General features: G+C 39.6%; 24 protein-coding genes. 9 read left to right on the top strand and 15 right to left on the bottom strand.

The features are described 5' to 3' along the window. The first annotated feature begins 48 nt into the window (after positions 1-48). The 3 genes from N523_RS0106460 to N523_RS0106450 are packed head-to-tail and all read left to right on the top strand — an operon-like array spanning position 49 to position 5,609. Positions 49-1,296 (top strand): exonuclease SbcCD subunit D, encoded by a 1,248-nt coding sequence (locus N523_RS0106460; RefSeq protein WP_028834654.1) that lies wholly within the window; start codon positions 49-51, stop codon positions 1,294-1,296. Further along, complete coding sequence (locus tag N523_RS0106455; RefSeq protein ID WP_028834653.1) at positions 1,293-4,943, top strand: AAA family ATPase; 3,651 nt, start codon at positions 1,293-1,295, stop codon at positions 4,941-4,943. The genes N523_RS0106460 and N523_RS0106455 overlap by 4 nt, the downstream gene beginning before the upstream one ends. A gap of 9 nt (positions 4,944-4,952) precedes the next feature. Further along, a complete protein-coding gene (locus tag N523_RS0106450; protein WP_016899984.1) occupies positions 4,953-5,609 on the top strand; it encodes a class I SAM-dependent methyltransferase in 657 nt (218 codons plus the stop codon). Between the two features lie 102 nt (positions 5,610-5,711). On the opposite strand, the gene N523_RS0106445 is transcribed toward N523_RS0106450, so the two are convergent. From N523_RS0106445 to N523_RS0106435, 3 genes are all read right to left on the bottom strand, one after another. Further along, positions 5,712-5,921, bottom strand: coding sequence for a cold-shock protein (locus N523_RS0106445; protein WP_007377377.1), 210 nt, complete (start codon positions 5,919-5,921; stop codon positions 5,712-5,714). Positions 5,922-6,105: 184 nt separating this feature from the next. Then, positions 6,106-6,315 (bottom strand): cold-shock protein, encoded by a 210-nt coding sequence (locus N523_RS0106440; RefSeq protein ID WP_008463923.1) that lies wholly within the window; start codon positions 6,313-6,315, stop codon positions 6,106-6,108. Between the two features lie 290 nt (positions 6,316-6,605). After that, a complete protein-coding gene (locus tag N523_RS0106435) occupies positions 6,606-7,058 on the bottom strand; it encodes an Lrp/AsnC family transcriptional regulator (RefSeq protein WP_013462814.1) in 453 nt (150 codons plus the stop codon). A gap of 114 nt (positions 7,059-7,172) precedes the next feature. On the opposite strand from N523_RS0106435, the gene N523_RS0106430 reads away from it, so the two are divergent. Beyond that, positions 7,173-7,817: a LysE family translocator gene (locus tag N523_RS0106430; protein ID WP_028834652.1), complete on the top strand. Its 645-nt coding sequence runs from the start codon at positions 7,173-7,175 to the stop codon at positions 7,815-7,817. 14 nt (positions 7,818-7,831) lie between these two features. Here the strand turns inward: N523_RS0106430 and N523_RS0106425 are convergent, their stop codons facing one another. Both N523_RS0106425 and N523_RS0106420 read right to left on the bottom strand, forming a co-directional pair. After that, on the bottom strand, positions 7,832-8,368 hold the full coding sequence (locus tag N523_RS0106425; RefSeq protein WP_024602429.1) for a DUF6942 family protein: 537 nt from the start codon (positions 8,366-8,368) through the stop codon (positions 7,832-7,834). A gap of 1 nt (position 8,369) precedes the next feature. Beyond that, the gene (locus tag N523_RS0106420) at positions 8,370-8,825 is read right to left on the bottom strand and encodes a YaiI/YqxD family protein (RefSeq protein ID WP_028834651.1); all 456 of its coding nucleotides are present in this window, start codon (positions 8,823-8,825) and stop codon (positions 8,370-8,372) included. A 68-nt stretch (positions 8,826-8,893) separates the two neighbouring features. Between N523_RS0106420 and N523_RS0106415 the strand changes: the two genes are divergently transcribed. After that, positions 8,894-9,427 carry a lipocalin family protein gene (locus N523_RS0106415; RefSeq protein WP_016899982.1) on the top strand — a complete coding sequence of 178 codons (534 nt, stop codon included), beginning with the start codon at positions 8,894-8,896 and terminating at the stop codon, positions 9,425-9,427. A 207-nt stretch (positions 9,428-9,634) separates the two neighbouring features. Here N523_RS0106415 and N523_RS0106410 read toward each other — a convergent pair whose 3' ends face one another. From N523_RS0106410 to N523_RS0106400, 3 genes are read right to left on the bottom strand one after another with little or no spacing between them, the layout of a single operon-like run. Beyond that, on the bottom strand, positions 9,635-9,976 hold the full coding sequence (locus N523_RS0106410) for a DUF3325 domain-containing protein (protein ID WP_016899981.1): 342 nt from the start codon (positions 9,974-9,976) through the stop codon (positions 9,635-9,637). Beyond that, positions 9,973-11,562, bottom strand: coding sequence for a PepSY-associated TM helix domain-containing protein (locus N523_RS0106405; RefSeq protein ID WP_028834650.1), 1,590 nt, complete (start codon positions 11,560-11,562; stop codon positions 9,973-9,975). The genes N523_RS0106410 and N523_RS0106405 overlap by 4 nt, the downstream gene beginning before the upstream one ends. Further along, on the bottom strand, positions 11,559-11,903 hold the full coding sequence (locus N523_RS0106400) for a hypothetical protein (RefSeq protein WP_028834649.1): 345 nt from the start codon (positions 11,901-11,903) through the stop codon (positions 11,559-11,561). Before N523_RS0106400 ends, N523_RS0106405 begins: the two co-directional genes overlap by 4 nt. Positions 11,904-12,916: 1,013 nt before the next feature. Here N523_RS0106400 and N523_RS0106395 point away from each other — a divergent pair. The 3 genes from N523_RS0106395 (at position 12,917) to N523_RS0106385 (ending at position 17,542) form a co-directional block, all read left to right on the top strand. Beyond that, entirely contained in the window at positions 12,917-13,426 is a 510-nt protein-coding gene (locus tag N523_RS0106395; protein ID WP_028834648.1) for a hypothetical protein, read from the top strand. A gap of 126 nt (positions 13,427-13,552) precedes the next feature. Next, a complete protein-coding gene (locus N523_RS0106390; protein ID WP_231485793.1) occupies positions 13,553-14,320 on the top strand; it encodes a hypothetical protein in 768 nt (255 codons plus the stop codon). 3 nt (positions 14,321-14,323) lie between these two features. Beyond that, the gene (locus N523_RS0106385; RefSeq protein WP_028834646.1) at positions 14,324-17,542 is read left to right on the top strand and encodes an SdrD B-like domain-containing protein; all 3,219 of its coding nucleotides are present in this window, start codon (positions 14,324-14,326) and stop codon (positions 17,540-17,542) included. Here the strand turns inward: N523_RS0106385 and N523_RS0106380 are convergent. Next, the gene (locus N523_RS0106380; protein ID WP_013462804.1) at positions 17,529-17,858 is read right to left on the bottom strand and encodes a hypothetical protein; all 330 of its coding nucleotides are present in this window, start codon (positions 17,856-17,858) and stop codon (positions 17,529-17,531) included. The genes N523_RS0106385 and N523_RS0106380 overlap by 14 nt on opposite strands. Positions 17,859-18,021: 163 nt before the next feature. Here N523_RS0106380 and arfB point away from each other — a divergent pair, with 163 nt between their 5' ends. Then, positions 18,022-18,435, top strand: a complete 414-nt coding sequence (arfB, locus tag N523_RS0106375) for an alternative ribosome rescue aminoacyl-tRNA hydrolase ArfB (RefSeq protein WP_028834645.1) — start codon at positions 18,022-18,024, stop codon at positions 18,433-18,435. Positions 18,436-18,493: 58 nt separating this feature from the next. Here the strand turns inward: arfB and N523_RS0106370 are convergent, their stop codons facing one another. The 6 genes from N523_RS0106370 to N523_RS0106345 form a co-directional block, all read right to left on the bottom strand. Beyond that, positions 18,494-19,543: a DUF2955 domain-containing protein gene (locus tag N523_RS0106370; RefSeq protein ID WP_028834644.1), complete on the bottom strand. Its 1,050-nt coding sequence runs from the start codon at positions 19,541-19,543 to the stop codon at positions 18,494-18,496. Positions 19,544-19,554: 11 nt separating this feature from the next. Then, on the bottom strand, positions 19,555-20,619 hold the full coding sequence (locus N523_RS0106365; protein ID WP_028834643.1) for an HlyD family secretion protein: 1,065 nt from the start codon (positions 20,617-20,619) through the stop codon (positions 19,555-19,557). 2 nt (positions 20,620-20,621) lie between these two features. Then, positions 20,622-21,098, bottom strand: a complete 477-nt coding sequence (locus N523_RS0106360) for a MarR family winged helix-turn-helix transcriptional regulator (RefSeq protein WP_008110790.1) — start codon at positions 21,096-21,098, stop codon at positions 20,622-20,624. 91 nt (positions 21,099-21,189) lie between these two features. Next, the gene (locus tag N523_RS0106355) at positions 21,190-21,903 is read right to left on the bottom strand and encodes a type 1 glutamine amidotransferase (protein ID WP_028834642.1); all 714 of its coding nucleotides are present in this window, start codon (positions 21,901-21,903) and stop codon (positions 21,190-21,192) included. Positions 21,904-21,974: 71 nt separating this feature from the next. Then, positions 21,975-22,871: a spermidine synthase gene (locus N523_RS0106350; RefSeq protein WP_024602439.1), complete on the bottom strand. Its 897-nt coding sequence runs from the start codon at positions 22,869-22,871 to the stop codon at positions 21,975-21,977. Further along, positions 22,864-23,484 carry a fused MFS/spermidine synthase gene (locus tag N523_RS0106345; protein ID WP_028834641.1) on the bottom strand — a complete coding sequence of 207 codons (621 nt, stop codon included), beginning with the start codon at positions 23,482-23,484 and terminating at the stop codon, positions 22,864-22,866. The genes N523_RS0106350 and N523_RS0106345 overlap by 8 nt, the downstream gene beginning before the upstream one ends. Between the last annotated feature and the right edge of the window lie 72 nt (positions 23,485-23,556).

Raw genomic sequence — 23,556 nt, 5'->3', positions numbered from 1 at the left:
AATTGCCTTGGGTATATTGGCGCTCTTATGGTTTTTTAAGAGCGCAAAATGAAAGTTCTTCACACTTCAGACTGGCACCTAGGTCAGCAATTTTATGAACATGATCGCCGTCATGAACACCATGCTTTTTTCTCTTGGCTGTTAACCACCCTCGTTAACCAACAAATCGATTTATTGCTTGTTGCAGGTGACATTTATCATACTGCCACACCGAGTGCTAACGCCGAAAACCAACTCTATCAATTTATAAAAAACGCCAAAGCCCAGTGCCCACAATTACACGTTGTTATTATTGCGGGTAATCATGACTCCGCTAATCGTATTTTGGCTGCACAGCCCTTATTAGCCCAGTTTGATACTCATGTGGTAGGGCGGTTTGATCCTGCTAAACCCAGTGACGTTGTAATAACGATTAATAACGATGATAAACGCGCTGTGGTAATCGCTATGCCTTTTTTACGCACCAGTGACATAAGCACGCTTAGCCAAACCGAAAATGGCCCCAGTTACGCACAGGGCGTTGCAAAAGCCTATGAACTTGCTCTTGAACATGCGCTAACACTTAACGCTGAAAATACGCCTTTAATTGTTATGGGTCATTTGCATGCAAAAGGCGGTAATATTTCAGGTGACTCTGAACGTAATTTGGTCATTGGCGGTGAAGAAGCTATTTCAGCGTCGGTATTTGGTAAGCAAGCCAATTACGTCGCACTAGGCCACTTACATAAAGCGCAACTAGTGGCTAAAAATGAGCAAATACGTTACAGCGGCACGCCTATTCCAATGTCGTTTTCAGAGAGAAAGTATACCCATCAAGTAAATGTGGTTGAATTTAGCGCGCAAAAAAAACAACCGTTAAACACCACTGTAAACCCCCTTTACATTCCGCGCTTAGCTGAAGTAATTGTACTTCCTGAAGGAGAATGTGTGCCTTTAGCGCAGCTGTGTGAGCAAATAAAAGCACTCGATACAGAGCAATACGACATTGCTCCTTACTTACGAGTAAAACTTAAATCAAGTGATATCGATACCACCTTTCGAGAACAAATTGAGCAAGCACTTAAAGGAAAACAGGTTAATTTTTGTGGCATAGAGCGAGTTCGTGACCAGCAAATGAGTAATTCCTCAGAAACGGTATTTGAAGATTTAAGCTTTGTTGAAATGCTCAACCCAATTAGCTTACTCGAACAAGCATTTAATAATGATAAAGATATGGCCGCAGCGACCGTGCCCAATGAATTAAAAGCACTGTTAACCGACGTAATTGAAGAACTTGAACAGGAGCAACTGCTATGAAAATAACGGCTGTTCGTATTCATAATTTAGCCTCCATTGCCGATGCCGAAATCGACTTTTTAGCCTCGCCACTCAAAGACGCAGGCCTCTTTGCCATTACAGGTGACACCGGCGCAGGTAAAAGCACCGTACTCGATGCTATCTGCTTAGCACTTTATACTAAAACTGCGCGTTTGAAAGGCGATAAAGGTAACCTAATTGATTTTAATGGCGATAACATTAAGCTTAACGATGCCCGCAATTTATTGCGCCGTGGCAAATGGGAAGGGTACGCCGAAGTAGATTTTAGTGGCCAAGACCAACAGCTTTACAGAGCACGTTATAGTATTCAACGTACGCATAAAAAAGTAACCGGCAAACTTAAAGTGGCCGAACATACTTTACATAGCCTACCCGATGAAACCTTAATTGCTGACAAAAGTGGCACCTTAAAAGCCATAGAAAATAAAATAGGTTTAACCTTTGAGCAATTCTCGCGTGCGGTGCTACTAGCACAACATGAGTTTGCCGCCTTTTTAAAAGCCACTGGCGATGAGCGCGCGCAGCTTTTAGAGTGCCTGACTGGCACCGATAAATTTAGTCGAATAGGGCAGCGTATATTTGAGCGCAACAAAGCTATTAAAGATAAATTTGAATTACTAACGGCAAGTTTAGCCAGTTATACGTTATTGTCTGACGATGAGCTGAGTGAAAAACAACAAACGCTGGCTGATTTAAAACAACAAATTGAACACACTAAAACAACTTTAGCAACGACAGAGCAAGGCGTTAATTGGTATAAGCAAGCACATAGCTTGGAGCTGACATTAAAAAATGCTCAGCAAAACGAGCAACAAGCACATGCCGCACTCAATGCTGTTAAAGCGCAAACTGAGCAAGCAAAACAAGCGCAAAGTGCGCTTGAAATTAAAGATAACCGCCAGCGCTGTGAAAGCTTAACAGCGCAAAATAGCCAGTTAAATACACAAATAAAACAATTAAACGAGCTTGATCACAACGCGCTGATCACCGAGCAAGCCAGTAACGTTAAAAAACAGCAAAACGAATTAGATACAGCAAAACAACAAAAGCTAACGGCAGAGCCTCTGATTGCAAAAGCGCGAGAGCTCGACAGCCAATTAGCAATATATAACCAAACTATAAAAAGTCTGACTCAACAAAGCGCCAAAGAGCAGCAACAATTAAGTGATTTACAACAGCAGCTACAACAAAACAAAATAAGTGCAGAGCAAGCCACAACTCAAATCACAGGGCATCAGCACTGGTTGAACGAGCAGAGTCAATTAAAGCCATTGGCAACTGATTGGAACTATTTTCATCATAGTTTTAAGCAGTTTTTTAATACTCAGACACAACTAAAAACAACCCAGCAGCAAGCTCAGGCTCACGCAGAGCAACAAACAATACTCACAGCAAAACTTAGCGAGCAAAATAAACAACTCGAACAAGCAGAGCAAACGCTTACAACGCAGCAGCAAAGCCTAAATAAGCTAAACCAGCAGCACGCTCAATTTAACATTGAACAATGCGACATTAAGCTTAAAAACATTGATTATTTAAAAGATCAGCGCACACGCTATAAGCAGTTTAACCAAGAATTAAAACACACGGTGCAACAGCAACGTGATGTGGCAGAAAAGCTCAGCCACAGTGAACACACTAAAACTACGCTGCTTACGCATTTAACCATCAAAGAGCAGGCACTTAAACACGCAGAGCAAGCGCTTAATCAAGCGAGGCTTCGTGCCAGTGAGCATGTTGAGCATTTACGCGCACAACTGGTTCCAAATGAGTCGTGTGCCGTTTGTGGGGCTACAGAGCACCCGTTCGCGAGCAATCAAAGCCAACCTTTTACAAACCTAATAACCGACTTTGAAAATGCATATAATAACGAAAAGCAGCAACACCAAGATGCTCAAACACAGCTTCATCAGCACCAAACACAACACGCGGTTTTGGTGGCAGAGCATACTCAGCACAACCAAGCCATTAGTGATGCACAAGCCAAAATGCTGGAAATTAAAAATACCATGCAAGCGGCTAAAACCGAGCTTAATGAGTTAACAGTTGAGCAGCTTGATGAAACTTATAAGCAATTAAGTGAACAAAAAACACAGTATTTTTCGGCGCAAAAACAGCTCAGTAATTTGCAAGAAACTGTTAACCAGCTGCAAAGCACAGTTAAAAAAGAACAAGCGACACAGCAACAATTAAACACACAACATGTTGAGCTGAGCAATCAGCAATCTCAGCTTAATAACAAATGCGATGAACTAGCAACTCAAAGCGAAGCGTTTATAAAAGAGCTCAATTTACATTTTGAACACAGTGATTTTTGGCACGCATTGCAAGCAGGATCGTTAACGCTTAGCGATTTAGCTCAGCAGGTAGAACAATATCAGCAAATCCAAGCACAGCTTGAGCAAAGTCAAAAACAATTCGACAGCGCCAATGTACAGTTACAACAACTAACACCGCTTATAACCAAAGCAGAGCAGCGAGTTAACACGCTCAATGAAGAATTAACTCAAACACAGCAACAGCACAATAATACGCAGCAACAGCGCTTAGCCTTATTTGATAACCAAACTATTAGCGCCGATGACTACCAAGCTAAACTGTCAGCACAGCTAGAGCACTGCCAAAACCAATTAAGTGCCAGCCAACAAGCACACGACAGTGCCGTAAAACAGCGCGATGAACACGCCATCACGCTTAAAAACCTTGAGCATCGTCTGGCAGATAACCACCAAGAGTTAGTGATGCTTGAAACGCGTTACAACGACTGGTTTAAAGAATTTAACATCCTTCATGGCGATATCAGTCATGAGCAAGTCACATTTTTACTAACTATCAGCAACGACGATATTAAAACTCAGTTAAAACAAGGCGAGCAACTATCGCAAGCAGTCGTTGATGCCAGTGCCGCGTTAAAGCAACAGCAACAAGCTAATGAACAGCATCAACAAAATAATCAGCCAACGCAAAGCGAAGCACAGCTAATTGAGCAACAAAACCACTTAAATACCCAGCAAACACAATTGCAAAATAGCTTACTCACCATCAACACCGCGATTGAGCAGCACAACCAAAATGCAAAAGCGCTTGAGGGCAAACAAGCTGAACTGAGCCAGCTCAAGCAACAGGTTGACCAATGGCATTTACTTAATAAAGTACTAGGTGATGCCACAGGTAAAACAATGCGTAATTTAGCGCAAACACAAACACTCAAAATATTGCTGCATTATGCTAATAGCCATTTAAAAACCCTTAACAAGCGTTATGAGCTCACTGCAATTGCTGAGTCACTTGATATAGCCATTATCGACCGCGATATGGCCGATGAACAACGCTCGGTCAATACGCTATCTGGCGGTGAATCGTTTTTAGTGTCGTTGGCATTAGCACTGGGACTTGCCTCACTATCTTCGAACAAAGTGCAAATTAACTCGTTATTTGTTGACGAGGGCTTTGGAACACTAGATAGTGAAACACTCAGTATTGCCATGGACGCGCTAGATTCATTGCAAGCGCAAGGTAGAAAGGTCGGTGTAATTTCACATGTAAGTGAAATAAGCGAACGCGTTGCTACGCAAATTCATGTCGCTAAAAAACCGGGTGGATACTCCACCATAAACGTAATTTAAGGAGACAGCATGCCCACTTTCAAAGGCGAAGAAGCACAAGAATATGATAACCGCATTACCCGTTTAGTCCCAGGCTATGAGCTACTTCATCAACTAACCAATGCACAACTGCAAACCACGTTAAGCGACGATGCACACATTTTAGTGATTGGTGCCGGCACAGGTAAGGAAGTATTAGCATTAGCACAAATAAATCCTAAATGGCAGTTTACTGCCCAAGACACCTCCAGTGATATGCTCGATATTGCAAAACAGCGCTTTGCAGAGCAAGGTATTGATAGCCGTGTCACTATTGAATGTAGCCCAGTTGATAAAGTAAAAGCGAAAGCAGACGCCGTATTATGTTTACTGGTGATGCATTTTGTAGAAGATAACGGCGACAAAAAACAAATTCTTAAAAGCATTAAAACTAACCTTAAAAAAGGAGCGAATCTTTACATTGCTGATTTAATGCGCCCAGAAACAACATTTGAGCGTGAGTCACAATTAAACACCTGTGCTCAATTAGGCTTAACTGAAGCTGGCAAAACTCAAATGGGGCATAACCTCGAAAGAGAGTTTTACCCCCTAGATCGTATGCGCTTTAGTGAACTACTGAATGAATGTGGATTTGGTATTCCAAAGCTTTATTTTAAAGCACTTGGCTTTAGCGGTTACGTTGTATAAATTTTTGTCAAAAAAAAAGCTAATATCATAATGATATTAGCTTTATTGCTTAACACGAGTTTAAGCGGAGTGAGTGCGCTTTAAAGCCTACTCCCTCTATAATTAGATGCAAACGATGTTTTCAGCTTGCGGGCCTTTTTGACCTTGAGTAACAGTAAACTGTACACGTTGGCCTTCAGCTAATGTTTTAAAACCGTCGCCAGAGATAGCACTGAAATGTGCGAAAACGTCTGCGCCAGATTCTTGCTCGATAAAACCAAAACCTTTTGCTTCGTTAAACCATTTTACTGAACCAGTAGTTGTATTAGACATAATATGTATCCTAAAAATTAATTAAAGTGTGCCTGAAAAGAGGCGATTGAGCCGAAAAAATAGTTAACTTGAGGATATCGCGTAGGATTATTACTAAAACAACGGGGTACTAACAAATAAAACAAAACTTCTTTCAAACTTATAAATATTGATGGGTTAACACTAACCCATCAATTAAAACTATTTAGATGCAAACGATGTTTTCAGCTTGCGGGCCTTTTTGACCTTGCGTTACAGTAAACTGTACTTTTTGGCCTTCGGCTAATGTTTTGAAACCGTCGCCAGAGATAGCACTGAAATGTGCGAAAACGTCTGCGCCAGATTCTTGCTCAATAAAACCAAAACCTTTTGCTTCATTGAAAAATTTTACTGTACCAGTAGTTGTATTAGACATAATAATATCCTAAAAAAATAAATAAAAAATTTGCCTTAAAATAGGCGTTTAACAGGAAGAAAACAAACATTTAACTTGAGGATATCGCGAAGGATTATTACTAATAACAACGAGGTACTTACAAATAAACAGGGCTTTCTATCAACCCGATGGCAAGCAGAATAACAGCAATACACTTTATAACAAGCTTTATTTACACTTTATTTTTACCTATTTAGGCAAAGCCCGCTGCCATAGGCTTTGCAGCGTCATCGGCTTAACTTTTTAAAGTTCGTGTAAAACATAACCTGTTAAAAGTGCAAGTTACGCGCTCTTACAATATCTTTCATCACAATGGTTGAGGTTAAACGTTGTACACCCGGTAAGGCTGATAGCTTGTCATCGTAGAGTTGCTGAAACGCGGCTAAATCTTTAGTAACGACGTGTAATAAGTAATCAGGGGTGCCAAATAAGCGTTGTGCATTGGTGATCTGAGGGATAGCATCCACCGCTTGCTCTAATTTGCTTAACGACGCTTTATCACCTTCTTTAATAGTAATAAATACTAACGCAGAAAAGTTTAAACCCACTTTTTCAGGTGATATTTCTGTTCTGTAGCCAACAATTGCTTTGCTTTTCTCAAGCTCTTTTACACGACGATGACAAGGTGACACGCTTAGCCCAACACGATCAGCCAATTCAGAAAGGGTGAGCCTGCCATCAACTTGCAACTCAGCAAGAATTTTCCTATCTATGGTATCCATAGTTGATTATTTCCTAAAATGAACGCTTATGTCAGTAAAATACAGTAACTTTTACTCATCAGAAAGAAATAAAATAGCAGCTCACTTATTTTGGGTTTTAGCGCATGGATACGTATGGATATTAATATTATTTTTTCTTTTTGGCTGGTATCAATCTTGTTTGTACTTACCCCCGGTGCCGATTGGGCTTATACAATCAGTGCAGGTATAGCGGGTGATAAAATCATTCCTGCAGTAGCGGGGTTAATACTTGGGCATTTAATGGCCAGTTTAATAGTGGTGGTAGGTTTAGGCGCGTTATTAGCGTCGCATGCCATTTTTATAAAGCTGTTAACTTTATTTGGTGCTTTGTACATAATTTGGATTGCCGTATCACTGTACCGATTTCCTCCAATGCCTGCAGCCTATAACGATGGCCAAGAACACACCTCAGACACGCCCCTAAAGTGGATGAGAAAGGGCTTTATAATTAGTGGCTTGAATCCCAAAGTGATGCTGTTATTTTTAGCCTTATTGCCGCAGTTTGTTTTACCAACACTGTCATTTTCTATTACTGAACAATTGCTGGTACTTAGCATTATTCATTTAGTTGGCTGTGCGCTGGTATATTGGTTAATAGGGGTAAGTGCCAGAAAAATCCTCAGCAATAATCCGGCGCTCTCACTAAAATTTGGCCGTGCATCGGCCTGCATCCTATTTATTTTGGGCTCGCTCATGCTAGTTGATAGCGCTAACACACTGAGCGTAACACTTACCTAAAAAACGAAAGTGGCTCAGATTATTCGCAACTGAGCCACTAATTCACTCAAACGGGCAATTTTAATATTACTCAGCTGCCTATAATCAAAATAGGGGCATACAATAATATTCTGGCTTTTATCTATAGCAAACTCATCATCAAGCCAATCAAGTTGGGCGTTTAATTTACCTTGTTGTATCAAGTTTTTAGCGTGAGTTCGCCCTGCTATAATGTGCAATTGATTTTTATGCTCAGTGAGCACCGGCGCACTAAAGAGTAATGCAGTCCCGCTATGTTGCTGTAACAACAGCTCATCTCGATATGCTTGCCAACTCACTGCTTGTTTAGCAAATGAGTAATACTCGCTTGGCAGCGCAAATAACACTTTGGCGTACACATTAAAAACTTTTCGCCAGCCATTGCCACAGTGCTGGTTTATGCTATTTATTTGCCCACTAACTACAGGCTCTAGCTGCGCAAGTGTTTCAAAGTAAGGCATAGGGGGCGCTTTTGCTACATACACAGCAACACTGAATGAATTATCACCTAACCCTATTAACTGGCTGCTCACCTTAATTGCTCTTATTTTGCGCTAAAATACGATCAAGATTGTTAGCAAAGTTTTGTCTGTCACTTTGGCTTAATGGAGGCGGCCCACCACTCATTTCTACGCCACTTGAGCGCATAGTATCCATAAAATCGCGTACATTTAGTAATGAACGAATGTTTTCAGTGGTGTAAAGCTCACCGCGCGGATTAAGTGCTTGGCCGCCATTATCAATCACTTCACTTGCCAGTGGAATATCTCCTGTGATCACTAAATCGCCTTTTTCAATCCGTTTTACTATTTCATCATCAGCCACATCAAAGCCCGATGACACTTGTAGTCGGCTAATAAATTTTGACGGTGGGATGCGCATGGCATGATTTGCAACCAGTATAGTTTCTGTTTGCGTACGCTCTGCGGCTCTAAATAAAATTTCTTTTATTACCACCGGACAAGCGTCAGCATCAACCCAAATTTTCATGCTAAGTTCTTTAAATTGCTTTAGTATTAAAGCGATCCTATAGCAATTTCTAAAGAAAAGGAAACAACATGAAACTCGCTTTTAAAACCGCATTATTTATTACCACCGTGTTTTTACTCAGTGCCTGTACCAGCGCACCCGAAGGAATAACTCCTGTTAAAAACTTTGATTTAGAGAAATACCAAGGCAAGTGGTATGAAATAGCACGATTAGACCACTCTTTTGAACAAGGAATGGAGCAAGTAACAGCCACTTATTCAATTAACGATGATGGAACGGTAAAGGTATTAAACAAAGGGTTTATTAGTAAAGAACAAAAATGGGACGAAGCTGAAGGCTTAGCTAAATTTGTAGAAAACGCCGATACAGGGCATTTTAAAGTGTCATTTTTTGGCCCGTTTTATGGTGCCTATATTATTTTTGAGCTCGACCAACCTGATTATCAATATGCCTTTATTACCAGTTATAGCAAAGATTACTTATGGTTTTTATCGAGAACACCTACAGTGAGTAAAGAGCTCAAGCAGCACTTTTTAAGCCAAGTAAAAGCGCTTGGTTTTGCAACAGATGAGATTATTTGGGTAAATCAAAAATCGCTGTAAAGGGGGTTTACATGCCCCTAGGTTGTAATAAAACGTTCACCTTACTGTAAGGTAAACTAAATAAAGAGGGGCTATATTAGCCCTACTTGCAAAAGGAAAGGCAAGTACAAGACATAATGACAATCCCCCTTTTTTATTGGCAAGCCTGATGGCTTGCCATTTTTTTACCTCAATTTAGCCTATTCTTTGGGATCAGGTTTTTACTAACTAAAGCCCATTTAAACCAAAAAATAACGTACTCGTGGCTAATATCAATAATACAAGCAAGTTAAAAAGCTTAGTTAAATTGACTAAAAAACTATAAAAAATCATTATAATTAAAGCACTTAACGACATAAACCCGCAAAACTGTAGAGCGCCATAGCCGTGTAATTCGCTAACGCAAAGCAGCAAACTTAGTAAAATACTGATCCAAGCAACACTCAATAAAATTAAACGCTGCTGATCAGTAGGGCGCTTGTTAAAAACATCCTTAAAATGATTAAACTTAGCCAGTGCAAAGCAGTTAAAAGCCACCAAACATAAACTAAAAGGGAGCAATGCCATCATACTTTTTGCTCCTGAGTGTTTATCGGACTAGGTTTTTTAGCTTGCAGCGCAGTACGTAATTTTTCGGTTTGTAACAAAAACAGCAAACCAAACAGTAAAAAGAGACTATCAAACATAAATAAAGCCCACTGTTCATTACGTAAATAACTGATTATATTCCCTTGTGTTGTTAGCGCATTAACCACTGGCACACTAAAACAAGCAATGCTGTTTATGGCAGCCATAACACACCACTGCAACTTGTCACGCTTTACAAAAGCGATAATAAGTACACACAGCCAAGTTAAAAAGAAGGCAAGTATCTCTTTATCCGCGCGCTCCATTGCGCGTGTGCTGATTAATCGGTTTGCTAAAAAGAACGCAGACGTTGCCAAGGGCAATCCCATTAAAGTTCCTAAATTAAGCGCTTCGACGAGTTTTAAACCCCATGATGGCTGGGCATTTTTTTTCATTCGCTCCCGAATACGCTTCGCCCACATAATACAGCCCGTGGCTATCATTATGCAGCCAGCAATGCCGCCTAAAAAGTATAAAACACGTAATAATGGCTTTGCTAAACGCCCAGTGTGCATTGAATTTAGTGACTCATACAGCGCTTTACTGCCGGTGAGTTCATCATCAGTTTGAGCAACAAGCTCACCATTCGCTCCACTAAATATCAAACGCGGTGCTTGATCCCTTAATGTTTTTCCAGGACTGACCAAAACCATAATAGTCGCAGCGGCCTTATTCGGCTTATTTATAATCACCCGAGTTATATCAGCCTCTGGCCACTTAGTATAAACCTGATCCAAAACAGTATTGATAGGCACTAACGGTGCAGTGCCTTGCAACGACTCTGTTGCAGAACTACTTGGCGAAACATCATTAAAAAAGCCTCGTATTCCATCCTCATAAACGGTTTGCGCGGGGTAGGGGAAAATCATAAATATCAGGGTAATAATGCCCGTATAAGTAATCATTAAATGAAACGGTAAGGCAAATACCGAACTTAAATTATGCACATCTAACCAGCTACGGCTGCCTTTATTAGCTCTAAAAACAAACATATCTTTAAAAATACGTTTGTGAATAACGACGCCAGATATCAACGCAATGAGCATAAATAAACTAGCAAAACAGACAATCCAACGCGCCGTTTTTACATCAATATAATGCAAATCAAAATGCAAGCGATAAAAGAAATTCCCCCCACGGGTATCTACAAAGGGTGCTAAAGGCTGCATATTATTTGGATCTAAACGGGTATTTTCAAAAGAGGCTCTGCGCTGTCCAGGCTCTTTTGGTTTTGCATAACCATACGTTAAATACGGTATACGCTCCTCAGGAAGCGTTATACGCCAATTAGGCGCATTAGGTGCTTGCGCATTTAAATACTCAACACCCGACACAATTTGTTGCTTTTGCGCGCCAATACGATCTGCCTGCTGCTCAATATTATGGACACTTGGCTGATTCCATAAGCTCACTTCATCTCTAAAAAAGCTAATAGTGCCTGCAAAAAATATTAAATACAGTAACCAACACACGAGCAAACCCACCCATGTATGTAACCACGTCATTGAACGAAAAAAACTCCCTTTCATAACCATCCCTTCAATAGCGACAACACGACAAGTTGCGCTGCAATACTTAGTAAAATACTGATCCAAACAGTTTTTAATGAATGAATATAAAAGCTATAAATAAACACTAGGGCATAAATTAAAATACTCGCAGACACACTAAGCAAAACCGCGTCAACTTTAGGTACAGGCACTACTGTACTTAATAGCGACACACTAACGGCTGTAAAAAAATACCCGCCAACAATGGCAATAAAAAAACGCGATAAAACCGCTAATTCATAGCTAAAGCGTTGCATAAATTGCCATAACATAGAAAAAACGGGTTTGGGAAAGTCTAAAAGACGGTTGGAGGCCTGCATAAACTGCAAATTCCTTTTAAACATAGCTAAAAAAAGATGGCGATATTATAACGCCAACAAATACAAAAGATAGTAATTCTTATTTGTATTTGAATGCAGTAATAGGCATTTAATTGAGTTAGTTAAATAGTGATCTATATAAAGATTAAAAGTCAGCTATAAAATAACCTATCTAAGTAAATGCTTACTCTGGATGCGTTGCTGTTACCGGCTAAATACATAAAGACACAGTAAACACACGTCCGTGTATGAAATTAAAAGTTAAATAAAGCACTCTATTTAATAAGTTTTTCCATAGCCTTAACAGGTAATTTTGATATAAGAAGCTAATAATTAGAGACCTTTTAAGCTATAAATTTCTCTCAAATAACACTGGATCAGTATTTTACCAACAAGGCATAAAATACCGCTGGCATAAACCGATTTTTTACTAACTTATTACCAAAGAAAGCTAAAAAACAACCAAAACGATGAAAAAACAGGCTTGAAAAATTAAATCTTATACTTTTAAACCGACATGTTAGTAAAAATCTGATCTTTGATAAATGCAGTTTAATCCGTAATGATTTTAACTGGGAAGGTAACAATAGAGATACAACGCGTAAATCATGCTCAAAAAACAAACATTTCGCATAGATGTTGCAGTCACTTTATTTCACCGCTTAAGCACAGAGCGACTGCCATAAAAAACTACAAAGTGGTTATGAAAGATTAAAAATAGTTTATAAACATTCATATAGGCTCAACATCAATTAAGTCGCTTTGACTATGCCTTAAAATAACTCCCTCTAGCGTTAAAAAATAATTAACATCGGTGCTATTTTTCTTGTTGCATTTTGCTGGTCAAAATTAATAACTTCATACTAATTATCTCTTTTAAAAAGCCTTAATGTTAACAAAAGATTTCATTTTGATAACAATTGTGTTTAAATCCGAAACAATGGACTGAGATAACCCTCAAAACTAATTTGCACGGAAGTAAAAAAATAATAATTTTTAAAAATGGAAAAACTATGAATAAAAAAATCTTTGCTGCTTCCGCTTTGCTAGCAATTTCATCAACTTCTTTACTTGCATCTAACCAAACATTTCAAGCAAGTGTAAATGGTTGGACTGAGCCTACTTTTGCAGAAGATAGCCCACTGCACTTTGGTAAAATTCGCTTATCTACAAGCTCAACCTGTACGATGGATAATGCTGGCGTTGTATCGGGTGACTGTGATGCGTCAGATGCAAACATTCAATTAGGTGGAATTACTGTATCTGGTTTAGCGCCAAATTCAGCAATGAATATTACTGTATCTGGAAGCACAGGCACTAACTTAACTTTTGTTCCAGTAACAACGGCTACAGATGGCACAACCAGTGTAACAACTGCTGACAATGTTGCGTCTGCTTTCACTACTGATGCAAGTGCAACCGATATTACTGTTAGTGTATATGGTGATATGACAGTTGATTCTACACTGACAGCGGGCGCTGCTTACACTGTAGATTACACTGTAGATGTGTCTTTCCAATAAGACTATGAAAGCTGAGGCTAACTTACTAAGTTAGCCTCAGTTTATTTTTTGCGCAATTGCGCATTAAAAATAAAATGTGTGGAGCAACGCGCTCCACTTTTTATTATCATGTTGTTGAGTTGTCCCATGATTCTTAAACTTTTTTGTTGGGCCGCCCTTTGCCTAACTCTTTTACTACCTGAAATTTGTAGTGCCAACCTTGCGCTGTCTGAATACCGTTTATACTTTGATGGACGTACTAAAAATAATTCACTACTTATCAGAAATACCTCTAATAAAAATCTCGATTTTAAACTTGTTGTTACCCATAAAGATATGACCGAAGAAGGAGCACTTATAGATGTTAATCCGCAACAAGTTGAAGGACGCTCTGCCAAAAACATGCTACGGTTTTCTCCACGTCGCGGCACTATTGCCCCAAAAGGGATGCAAGCTATCAGAATGACCATTCGCAAAAAAGCTGAGCTTGCTGTAGGCGAATACAGGGCGGTGCTTAAAATCATAGCCTCTGAGTCACAAAACCCCGACATTGATGGAATAAGCATTAGACCTAAAGTTGCTTACAGCGTGCCTGTTATTGTTCGTCATGGCCAATTAGAGGCTGACTCAGAATTAATAAACCCGCAATTAATTACTCAAAATGGGCGTCCGACTCTAACATTTTGGCAAACACTCACAGGGAATCGCTCTGTGTATGGAAACTTTGAATTAGTCGATGAGAATAATGTAATGATTGGTGAAATAGCCAATGTGGCCGTTTATACCCCTTTATCACGTCGCAAGGTATACATCACTTTACAAGCCCCTGTGACAGGGCCTGTGACACTCAATTACAAAGAAAACGAGCTTTACGGCGGTAAAATCGAGTTAGCGATCCCTATTAATATCAAATAACAAATGCTACACATTAATGCCTTATACTATGGTATAACGGCTCGCTTGTTACTTTGTACATTACTGTTAATTGTACCCAAAGCAATCATCGCAAAGCAGTTACCGACTCTTTATCAATGGCCTATTGATGAGGAGTCTTTTGTGATTATAAATGTAAGAGTTAATGGCCGTTCTGTTGTCTCCGACTTAGAAGCTTACTACTCAAAATCAAATAAGTTGCTACTTCCCATAAGCGGCCTGAAATCGACCATGGGAATTAGCTTAAACGTGTCACAAAATACACTGTCTGCTAACGTTGACTCAAGTGAGCAGGTGCTGAATGCTGAGCTTTCCTCAACTTTAGCCCCCTCAGAAAATGTTTCATTGTGGGCTGTCGATGACTACGACCACTATGTTGATTTATCTGTTATAAATACACTTTTAAATACCGACTCGCGCTTTGATTACTCACTGATGCAGGTTTCATTTTCTAGTAACTTGCTTACTTATAATAACAACCAAGTAACGAGTGGTATTACAAAAAAAATTAAGTCCAAAGCACTGCAATACGACCACTTTATAGACGACCAATACCAAGCGCTAACCTACCCCGTGTCTGAATATTCGCTATCAGCAAGCTATAAATCGTCTAATAATCGTTATAAGGGACTACTCAGGCTTAATAGCTACTTTGACTTATTTCATCATCGAGCTGAACTACGATTCAACAAAAACGAAAACACCGCTAATACCTTTTTAAAAATAACTAAAGACTTTAACTTAAGTGAACAAGATCACTCACTGGCACGCATTCACTACCAATTGGGAGATATTCAATCTCAGTCAGATCAGCTTATTACTAGCTCAAACCAAGGCCGGGGATTTTATATTTCAAATGCTAACCCGCATTCGGCACAAAATTTTTCAACTATTACCATTGAAGAACCGGCACTACCGGGCTGGCAAGCAGAGCTGCATCGAAATGGCCAATTTATTGCCACGACTCAAGCTAACGACGAAAATTTGGTTCGATTTACCGATGTTGAAACTTTTTACGGCAATAATATCTTTGAAATTAAACTTTTTGGCTCACAGGGTGAGCAAATTACACGCACTCAAAAATATACAATAGGGCAAGACGCACTATCGCCCGGAAAAATAAGCTATCAGGTGGAGTTTTTAGAAACAGATAAAAGCTTTTTTAATCAATCCAGTAACTCCTCAACGGCGATGAGTAATGCCTTTAAAAGTAATCTCTCTTATGGCATTAGTGAGTTTATTACTTATGACGCTCAAATTACTCATTTGCAAACTGAACAAAATAACAGCAGCTACCTATCATCTGGGCTAAACACACTTACAGATCACGGCAGTTACCGTTTTTTAGCCACAAAACAACTCGATGCTGGCTATGCTTATTTTGCCGGTTTTAGAGGCCTACTTTCTAATAAACTTTATAACGATATTAATGTTAATGTTGAATACAGTGCCCTTAATAACTTTTCTAGCGCTTTATTTGTAGCACAAGAGAACTCACTCAAAAATAGGGTGTCACTGAGCCTCAATGGCCGCACTGATTTTTTTAACTCCCTTAACTGGAATATGAGATGGAACAATGAAGTACGTAAAAATACTAACACTAAAAATCGGTTCTCATTAGGCATCAATAAAAGTTATGTCGCAGGAACATGGTCAAGCCAACTATTTTATGATGACGATACCAATAACCTAATAAACCGGCTTTATTCTTCAATAGATATTGCCTCTTGGAAATGGACCAACACCTTAGATTGGCAGGCTAATAATGGCGCAGAACTCACTCGTTTGAGAAGTAGTTTACGCTGGCCACAAACACAAAGCACCTTTAATCAAACCCAGCTGACGTATCAGTCTAACTCTGCGGCAAGTACGCTTTTAAATCATCAATATACTTACCGCCATGAGATATTTAATATACAAGTATCAGGGCAAGTTGATAATCAAGGAGATTGGCGCTTATCTTTAGGTTTAAATGGCACATTTAGTTTTGATCATTTAGAAGCAGACTTTAACTTTGACACTCCTCGCTCATTAAATTCCGGGCAAATAGAAGTTAGTTCGTTCATAGATTGGAATGAAAATGAAATCTTTGACCAAGGCGATGAGCCAATTCAAGACGTTAATTTTACTGGCAACTACCTATGGCGAGATAAATACACCAATAATGACGGAAAGGTCTTGCTACCAAGCAGTTACGGTGGCCAGGTTTTAGATGTTAATTTACGCTCGTTGTCTAATCCTTACTTGCAGCCCTCTTTAGGAAAAATTAAAACATTGGCTCATAGAGGCGGACAAACCAAAGTAAATATTCCTTTAGTGGTCTACAACGAGGTTGAGGGGACTATTTATCTATCGAGCAATGAAAAGAGTAAACCTATCGCAGGACTCACGGTTGTACTTAAAGAAAAAGACGGCGAAAAGCATTATTCAACGGTCACTGAATATGATGGTTATTATTATTTCCCCAATGTTTCTCAAGGAAATTATATGCTTGAAATAGAAAAAAATGAGCAACTCTCAGAAAACATAACTATAAAAAATCTTCCTGAGCAGGTCATCACTGAAAAAAGCGGCGATACCATAATATTGCAAGATATTATTGTATACACAAATAACGCTGATACCTTAACTGAACAAGCTACAATAGCGGCTGAATCAAACCAACAAACACCTTATTTTGTGCAATTAGGCGTATTCAAAAAGTTTCAATCGGCACTTACTGTTGCGAATAAAATTGATAAAGCAGCCTATGCTTTGCAGTTATATAAGCATGAACGTCGTGATAGCTATTACCTCGTTGCAGGCCCATATAACAATGCAGCTAAAGCACAACAAACCATTAATGATGTTTATTCAATACCAGCGCTTCATGGTAGCTTTATGGTTGATGCAAGGCGATATGCCTCACCACAGTGGCGAAAAATAGGAGAGTGGAGCAATGTGGAAACCAAAAATACTGAGACTTATTTTTGCCAGTATGGTGCATATACCTCTAAAAAATCCGTTAACAAAAAACTGCTAAGAGAAAACCCATCACTGTTCATAGCAGAACGAGCAATAAAAGGTAAAGCCCACTATTTGATGCTGTCAGGACCTCATAATGCAAAGCAAACAGCTTGTGATACGCAAGTGATTAAACAAATAAAAGGGCTCACCACCGCGATAAAGAAACCTTGGCACAGCATTTTTACTATAAATCAGTAGTAAAGTACTGCGCCTGTGTTTTGCCATCACTGTTTAAATGCGACTCACATTTTATTTCACAACGCGCTCCCGCAGATTCAGCAACCCAAATCGATTGCGCGCTCTTTTTGATATAACACGCAGAATACAGAGCATCTTCTTTTTGCGCAGCAACAACAAAGCAACGCTGAAAATCACCCAAAGCTAATACTTTGATTGGATAAACTTGTTCTTGTGCAATTACACCAGCACTAAATGTTTGTGATGATTTAGCATAAACAGCATATGAAATAGCGAGCATACACACCAAAAACATTAAAATAGATATTTGTTTCATATAATTAAAGCGAATTAAAAAGCAATATAGTAAGTGTAGAATAAATTAGTTTTTATGTGTTTATTTAACAAATATTAGACTGTAAATAGCAATGACCGCTTGATTCACCACAAGTCAATGTACTGATGATATAATACATTTTTTGCAAAAAGAGCGGGGCACTATGTTAACTATTTCAAATACCGTAACCATAGATGAATGGGAAGTAGAGCTCAGCGCTATTCGCTCACAAGGTGCAGGCGGGCAAAATGTTAATAAAGTAGCCAGTGCTATACATTTACGCTTTGATATTAATCGCTCTAAATTACCTGACTTTTATAAAGAACGATTACTTGCTTTAAAAGATTCAAGGATCACCAAAGAAGGGGTATTGGTTATTAAAGCGCAAAGCCATCGCACCCAAGAGCTCAACAGGGAAGATGCATTAAAACGGCTAAAAGATTTAATTTTAAGCGCGACTAAAGTTAATAAAGCACGTCGTGCTACCAAACCTAGCCGTAACTCACAGCGTAAACGCATGGACAAAAAAACCAAACACGGCCAAACCAAAGCCCTACGCGGTAATATTAAGCTATAACTTTAGTAACCTGTACTGTGGTTAAGTATATAAAAAGGCTGCGGATGCAGCCTTTAATTTAATCATAAGTATGATGGCGGGTGACGCTAAATCGGTTGAGGATTCGATGCACTACATACACTGCACTTAAGCTTACTGTTACTGCAACAGCCACCGAGCTAAATCGATACATGGCGCTGTATATTAAATCTTGCCCTGGGCCTAACGACTGACCAAATAAAATGCCAAACGTGGTTAATACCCCAAACCCAACACCCGGTGGACCACCGCCTAAAATATGAAAACGACTGAATATAAAAGACAAAATCCATAATATAGCCACCGGAAAAAGCAAAACGTCAGTATGGTTATACAAAAACAATTGCGCAACTAAGGCAGCATTACAGCCTATCAGTGTACCAATAATACGTTGCCAACTTGCGGTGCCCGCAGCCTTAAAACACAACGAAAACAAAATTAAAATAGACGCCGCTTGCGCCGAAATTGAATCTTGTAAGTCAAGTACCTGAAAAACCACGAATGATAAAGTCGCAACGCTAGCGCATAGCAACACCTCGTGACGAATACTTTCTTTATCCTTGTGTGGCACAGCCCGCATGGGCCGCGCTGTCACATCAGGAAACAAACCATGCATCAAGAGCGCAATAATAATAGTAATAAAAATAGCCATACCATTACTTAAAATAAGCGGGTAAATGCTGCTTCCTTGATCAACATGGCTGGCAAAGTGCAACTGAATCGATAAACTCACCGCCCCCAAAGCACCAAATAAAAATGCTCCACCAGAGCTCATTAAGTAAAACAATATACAAAAGCTGGCAAAAATAATGAGCGTCATTAACACCGGCAAGTGTGAAAATAAGCCCTGTAAAATAAGCACTATAAACGCACTGTAGGCAGCACTGGCAACAAATTGATGGATCACGCCTTTGTTAATACTTGGCACTAAACCCAGTAATAACATAGGGTAAACTGTAAAAAATATTCCATTGGGCCAATTCATTAACTTGCACAAAGTAAAACCAATAGTGCAGCCGCCAGCAATCCGTAGCGCTTGGCGTAAACCATTTGAATCGAGTTGTGGCGCTTGGCTAACATGTTGTGTCATTACTCGCCCCACTAATAAATGTAATGTAACCAACTAATAAAGCGGATCTGTACTGATCCCAACCATTGACCTATAGCCGATTGTGGAAGTAACTGCACAGTGGCACGCGCACCACTGGGCATATTATTTATAAGCTGAGTGTTATTTGGCAGCACTAAATGAATACGTTGACGCTGAGCGTCACGAACCCAGCGGTTGCTGGTTTCGGTGGTGCTAAGTAATCCATTCGCACTAAGTTGCCCGTCACTAACACCTGCTTCGAAGGTTTCAATTTTAGCGTCGAATACTTCACCTGGTCGGCTGTCAAACACTACTTTTGCTAAACTGCCTGGCTGCATATTTAATAGTGACTTTTCACGAAAATCAGCCACTAAATCTGCTTTTCTTGCCACAATAGCAAGTAATGGCTTACCCGCAACAGCATAGGAACCCTCAAGTAACTGTAAATTAGCCACTACACCATCACTTAAAGCACGCACTTGCGTATAGGATAAGTTAAGCTCGGCTTGCGCTAACTGATTGGCCGCATGGCGCAGCGCTAAATTATTTTGCCCCGAGTCGCCTCGCGCCAAAACAGCTTCAGAAAGCTGTGCTTCAAAGGCGGCTAAATTAGATTGGCTTGCTGCAAAATTTGCACGAATGCTTTCAAGCTCTTGTTCCGAAATAGAGTTTTGTTTATAAAGCGTTTCGCCACGCTTTTTTAATAGCTGCTGCTCATGCAATTTAGCGTTAGCTGCACTTATTTGTGCCTCAAGCGCTTTTACATTGGTATCAAGGCGTTTATTTTGAAGTTTAGCATCGTCAAGGGCAAGCTGTGCTTGCTCAAGTGCTAGTTGGTAAGTATTTTTATCTATCTCAAATAATACATCACCCGCTTTAACCGCTTGGTTATTACTGACCAATACATCGGTAACACGGCCATTTATTTGCGGTGATATTTGCACAACCGGATGATAAACCCGTGCTTGTGGCGTAACCGGCAACCACACATCGGCAACAATATAATAAAAAAAGACAACAATAAAACCAACAAGCGAAACTTTAACGTAGCGGGCAAATTTTTGATCAGGTGTCATACTTATTTATCTCCAGATAAGCTTGCAATACAACGCCGCGCGTTTTCTTCCATTTGCACTAAACTATGCGCCATACCATCAAGTTGCTCAGTACTTAAACCGGCATATAAACGCTGTTTAATATCGCTTGTTAGCTCTTTTAAATGTTCTAATAACTTTATACCCTCATCGGTAAAGTACAATTTTTTACTGCGTTTATCGTGTTCATCAACTTGTCGAATAACCAGATTTTGCTGCTCTAATTGCTTAATGGTGCGCGTTAATGAGGGCATTTCAATACCTAAACTGGTCGCCAACGCTTGCTGTGTTGCCCCTAAAGGTAAATGATGTAAGTGGATCATTGCCGTCCAGCGCGACTGAGTTAAACCTAAGGGTTCAACCGCCAGTGTCACCGCTTCTCGACATAAACGGTGCACTCGGCCCATATTGCCGCATAAGGTTAAATCGAGTGTTTCATGAAAAGGAATAGTGCTACTCATAGGAACTCTTACTTGTGAATATCTAGCAAATTTTAGCATTAGTTAGCAGGCTAAGTAAATATTTGGTATTTTAACTTCACGTAAATAAGTATTATTTAGATAAATAGTGTACGGCAAGCTTATCTAAGAAAGTATAAAGCTTATTGTTCATTTCACTATAGTCGTGACTTAAGAGCTTTTCGGGATTTTCTACAAAGCGATGGTTTTGGGCATTGCTTAAATCATCGTTGGCAATGAGGAGGGTAACCACCTCGGTGGTCAATTCCATGTGGCATTGAAAACCAAATACTAAATCGCTATAAGCGACTATTTGCCTTGGACAACCTTCGCTATAGGCAATAATACTGGCTGTAGTAGTCAGCCCTGGCATATCGTTATGCCAATGCCCCACATTAAGCTCACTGCCAAAATGGCTAAATAACGGATGATTCAAACCTGCATCAGTGAGGGTAATAGCAAACTTACCAATTTCCTTTTCTGGACTAGGTTGATAAGCCGCGCCTAACGCTTCACCAATTAATTGCGACCCCAAACAAACGCCCAACACTACTTTGTTTGCCGTGATCGCACTGGCAATAAAGGCTTGTTCTTTTTTGCTATCAAAATAAGCGCATTCTGCAAGCGATGTAGCGGGCGATTGTGGCCCACCCATTACGATTAAAAAGTCTATATCATCAGCATGTTGCGGTAAGTTTTCAGCTAAATAAATACGGGTGTAAGACAACGTGTGACCATTCATTTTTGCCCAGGTTTCATAAGCGCCTGGCGCTTCAAAATGTTCATGAATAATAAAGTGAATGTGCATTATCGCTTCCTTAAAATATTATCTTTTTAATAAGTAATGGTCACCGGATATAAGTGACCTTGTAACAACCCCTAAAAGTTAAGTAAATTTGCTGGAGAGTATTGATCGGTTAGCACCTTAGTATCACTTGGCCAATCTTTACCATCTTTGGTGAAAAACATACGCTGGCTAATTGCCTTTATATCTACGTCATAAGGGGCAAGTAACGGAGCTAGCTGCGTCACCCGCTGCGCTATTTGTTGCTCTGTAGGGATATTGCTATAACCAGCCAAAATAATACGATTACTATTATTATTGGCTGTTACATTAATAAAATCGCCAAATACCGCATGATAGGTTGCCGACTCATGCTCATAGAGTTTACTTGATGAAAAAGTGTTAGCAGCCACAATTCCGCCTTCTGCTAATACGCTTTTTATCTCTTCAAAAAACTCTTTTGTGAGTAAGTGCTCAGGAATGTAATCGCCATTAAACGCATCTAAAATAATCCAATCAAATTGCTGTTTTTTAAGCGCCGCACGTTTAATAAAAATACGCCCATCTTGCACTTTAGCAGTTACGTTATCGGTTTCTATAAAGTTAAAATAATCGCGCGCCACTTTAATTACCGCAGGATCTATTTCTACATTTTCAATATGCGCACTCGGGTATAGCTCGTGAATCATATTAGAAAGCGTACCGCCACCTAAACCAATAATGAGCACATTTTTAGGGTTATCAATCAGTAACAAACTAGAAAAAGCCAGCTTAGTGTAGTTAAACACGAGTTTTTTAGGGTCGCTAATGTACATGCAACTTTGGCTGCTTTGTCGGGTTTTTTCATCAAACTTTAAACAGCGTAAATCGCCAGTTTCTTCAACGAGTAGATTTCGATACAAGGAGCGCTCTTTATGCACAACATTAGCTGCACTGTATGATGAAAGCAGTAGCGCCGTAATACAAACAAACAGGGATTTAAACTTAAGCATAAACGGCCTCTCGTACTTTAAGTTTGTCAAAGGTAATAGCAATTAGCCCAAGCGTGCCCAATACACCAGCAAAAGCTAAAATAATCGCGTTAACATCAAACGCCAGTACCATATAAAAAGAGGTAATAATGGTGCCCAGTGCGCTGCCTAAGGTACTTACAAAATAAAGGCCACCTGCTACTTGGCCGCTGCGCTCACTATTTGTGACCAGTAAACGTACGGAGTAGGGCGAGATCATGCCTAAAATAATGGTGGGTATAAAAAATAACGCGGTTGAGGCGAGTAACGAGCCATAGCGACTGTCTTCAATATGCGAAAAAATAAATGCCATAATTGGCTCAGCAAACAAAGCAATGGGTAGTACCATAATACTGGCAACTAAAAAGATTAACCCATATTTGGTCAACGAAGGATGACGAATAGACAGCTTACCCCCCAGTAAATACCCAAATGATAAGCTAAGCATAAATACAGTAATAATACTGCCCCAGATATGCACACTACTGCCAAAGTAAGGCGCTAAAATTCGCCCACCTAATAGCTCTATTCCCATAATACTAAAGCCACTACTAAAGGCTAAAAAGTAAATTAATGCATTTGTTTTTGTTAACATTATATTGTTCTTATTGTGTTATTTTTATCCATCTTAACGTGATAGCTGCATAGTCGCTAGTGTAAAAATTAG

Origin of the sequence: Pseudoalteromonas sp. 23_GOM-1509m, from assembly GCF_000518425.1 — a bacterium.
Lineage (GTDB): Bacteria > Pseudomonadota > Gammaproteobacteria > Enterobacterales > Alteromonadaceae > Pseudoalteromonas > Pseudoalteromonas tetraodonis.
Note: the sequence above shows the minus strand (reverse complement) of the source record. Positions and strands in the feature narration are given on the sequence as shown.

Coding starts and splice junctions, on each gene's coding strand:
- N523_RS0106345 (WP_028834641.1), bottom strand. CDS start 23,484: ATGTTAACAAAAACAAATGCATTAATTTACTTTTTAGCCTTTAGTAGT.
- N523_RS0106455 (WP_028834653.1), top strand. CDS start 1,293: ATGAAAATAACGGCTGTTCGTATTCATAATTTAGCCTCCATTGCCGAT.
- N523_RS0106370 (WP_028834644.1), bottom strand. CDS start 19,543: ATGACACAACATGTTAGCCAAGCGCCACAACTCGATTCAAATGGTTTA.
- N523_RS0106390 (WP_231485793.1), top strand. CDS start 13,553: ATGATTCTTAAACTTTTTTGTTGGGCCGCCCTTTGCCTAACTCTTTTA.
- N523_RS0106445 (WP_007377377.1), bottom strand. CDS start 5,921: ATGTCTAATACAACTACTGGTTCAGTAAAATGGTTTAACGAAGCAAAA.
- arfB (WP_028834645.1), top strand. CDS start 18,022: ATGTTAACTATTTCAAATACCGTAACCATAGATGAATGGGAAGTAGAG.
- N523_RS0106385 (WP_028834646.1), top strand. CDS start 14,324: ATGCTACACATTAATGCCTTATACTATGGTATAACGGCTCGCTTGTTA.
- N523_RS0106440 (WP_008463923.1), bottom strand. CDS start 6,315: ATGTCTAATACAACTACTGGTACAGTAAAATTTTTCAATGAAGCAAAA.
- N523_RS0106410 (WP_016899981.1), bottom strand. CDS start 9,976: ATGATGGCATTGCTCCCTTTTAGTTTATGTTTGGTGGCTTTTAACTGC.
- N523_RS0106360 (WP_008110790.1), bottom strand. CDS start 21,098: ATGAGTAGCACTATTCCTTTTCATGAAACACTCGATTTAACCTTATGC.
- N523_RS0106380 (WP_013462804.1), bottom strand. CDS start 17,858: ATGAAACAAATATCTATTTTAATGTTTTTGGTGTGTATGCTCGCTATT.
- N523_RS0106400 (WP_028834649.1), bottom strand. CDS start 11,903: ATGCAGGCCTCCAACCGTCTTTTAGACTTTCCCAAACCCGTTTTTTCT.
- N523_RS0106355 (WP_028834642.1), bottom strand. CDS start 21,903: ATGCACATTCACTTTATTATTCATGAACATTTTGAAGCGCCAGGCGCT.
- N523_RS0106365 (WP_028834643.1), bottom strand. CDS start 20,619: ATGACACCTGATCAAAAATTTGCCCGCTACGTTAAAGTTTCGCTTGTT.
- N523_RS0106350 (WP_024602439.1), bottom strand. CDS start 22,871: ATGCTTAAGTTTAAATCCCTGTTTGTTTGTATTACGGCGCTACTGCTT.
- N523_RS0106395 (WP_028834648.1), top strand. CDS start 12,917: ATGAATAAAAAAATCTTTGCTGCTTCCGCTTTGCTAGCAATTTCATCA.
- N523_RS0106415 (WP_016899982.1), top strand. CDS start 8,894: ATGAAACTCGCTTTTAAAACCGCATTATTTATTACCACCGTGTTTTTA.
- N523_RS0106435 (WP_013462814.1), bottom strand. CDS start 7,058: ATGGATACCATAGATAGGAAAATTCTTGCTGAGTTGCAAGTTGATGGC.
- N523_RS0106450 (WP_016899984.1), top strand. CDS start 4,953: ATGCCCACTTTCAAAGGCGAAGAAGCACAAGAATATGATAACCGCATT.
- N523_RS0106420 (WP_028834651.1), bottom strand. CDS start 8,825: ATGAAAATTTGGGTTGATGCTGACGCTTGTCCGGTGGTAATAAAAGAA.
- N523_RS0106405 (WP_028834650.1), bottom strand. CDS start 11,562: ATGAAAGGGAGTTTTTTTCGTTCAATGACGTGGTTACATACATGGGTG.
- N523_RS0106430 (WP_028834652.1), top strand. CDS start 7,173: ATGGATATTAATATTATTTTTTCTTTTTGGCTGGTATCAATCTTGTTT.
- N523_RS0106460 (WP_028834654.1), top strand. CDS start 49: ATGAAAGTTCTTCACACTTCAGACTGGCACCTAGGTCAGCAATTTTAT.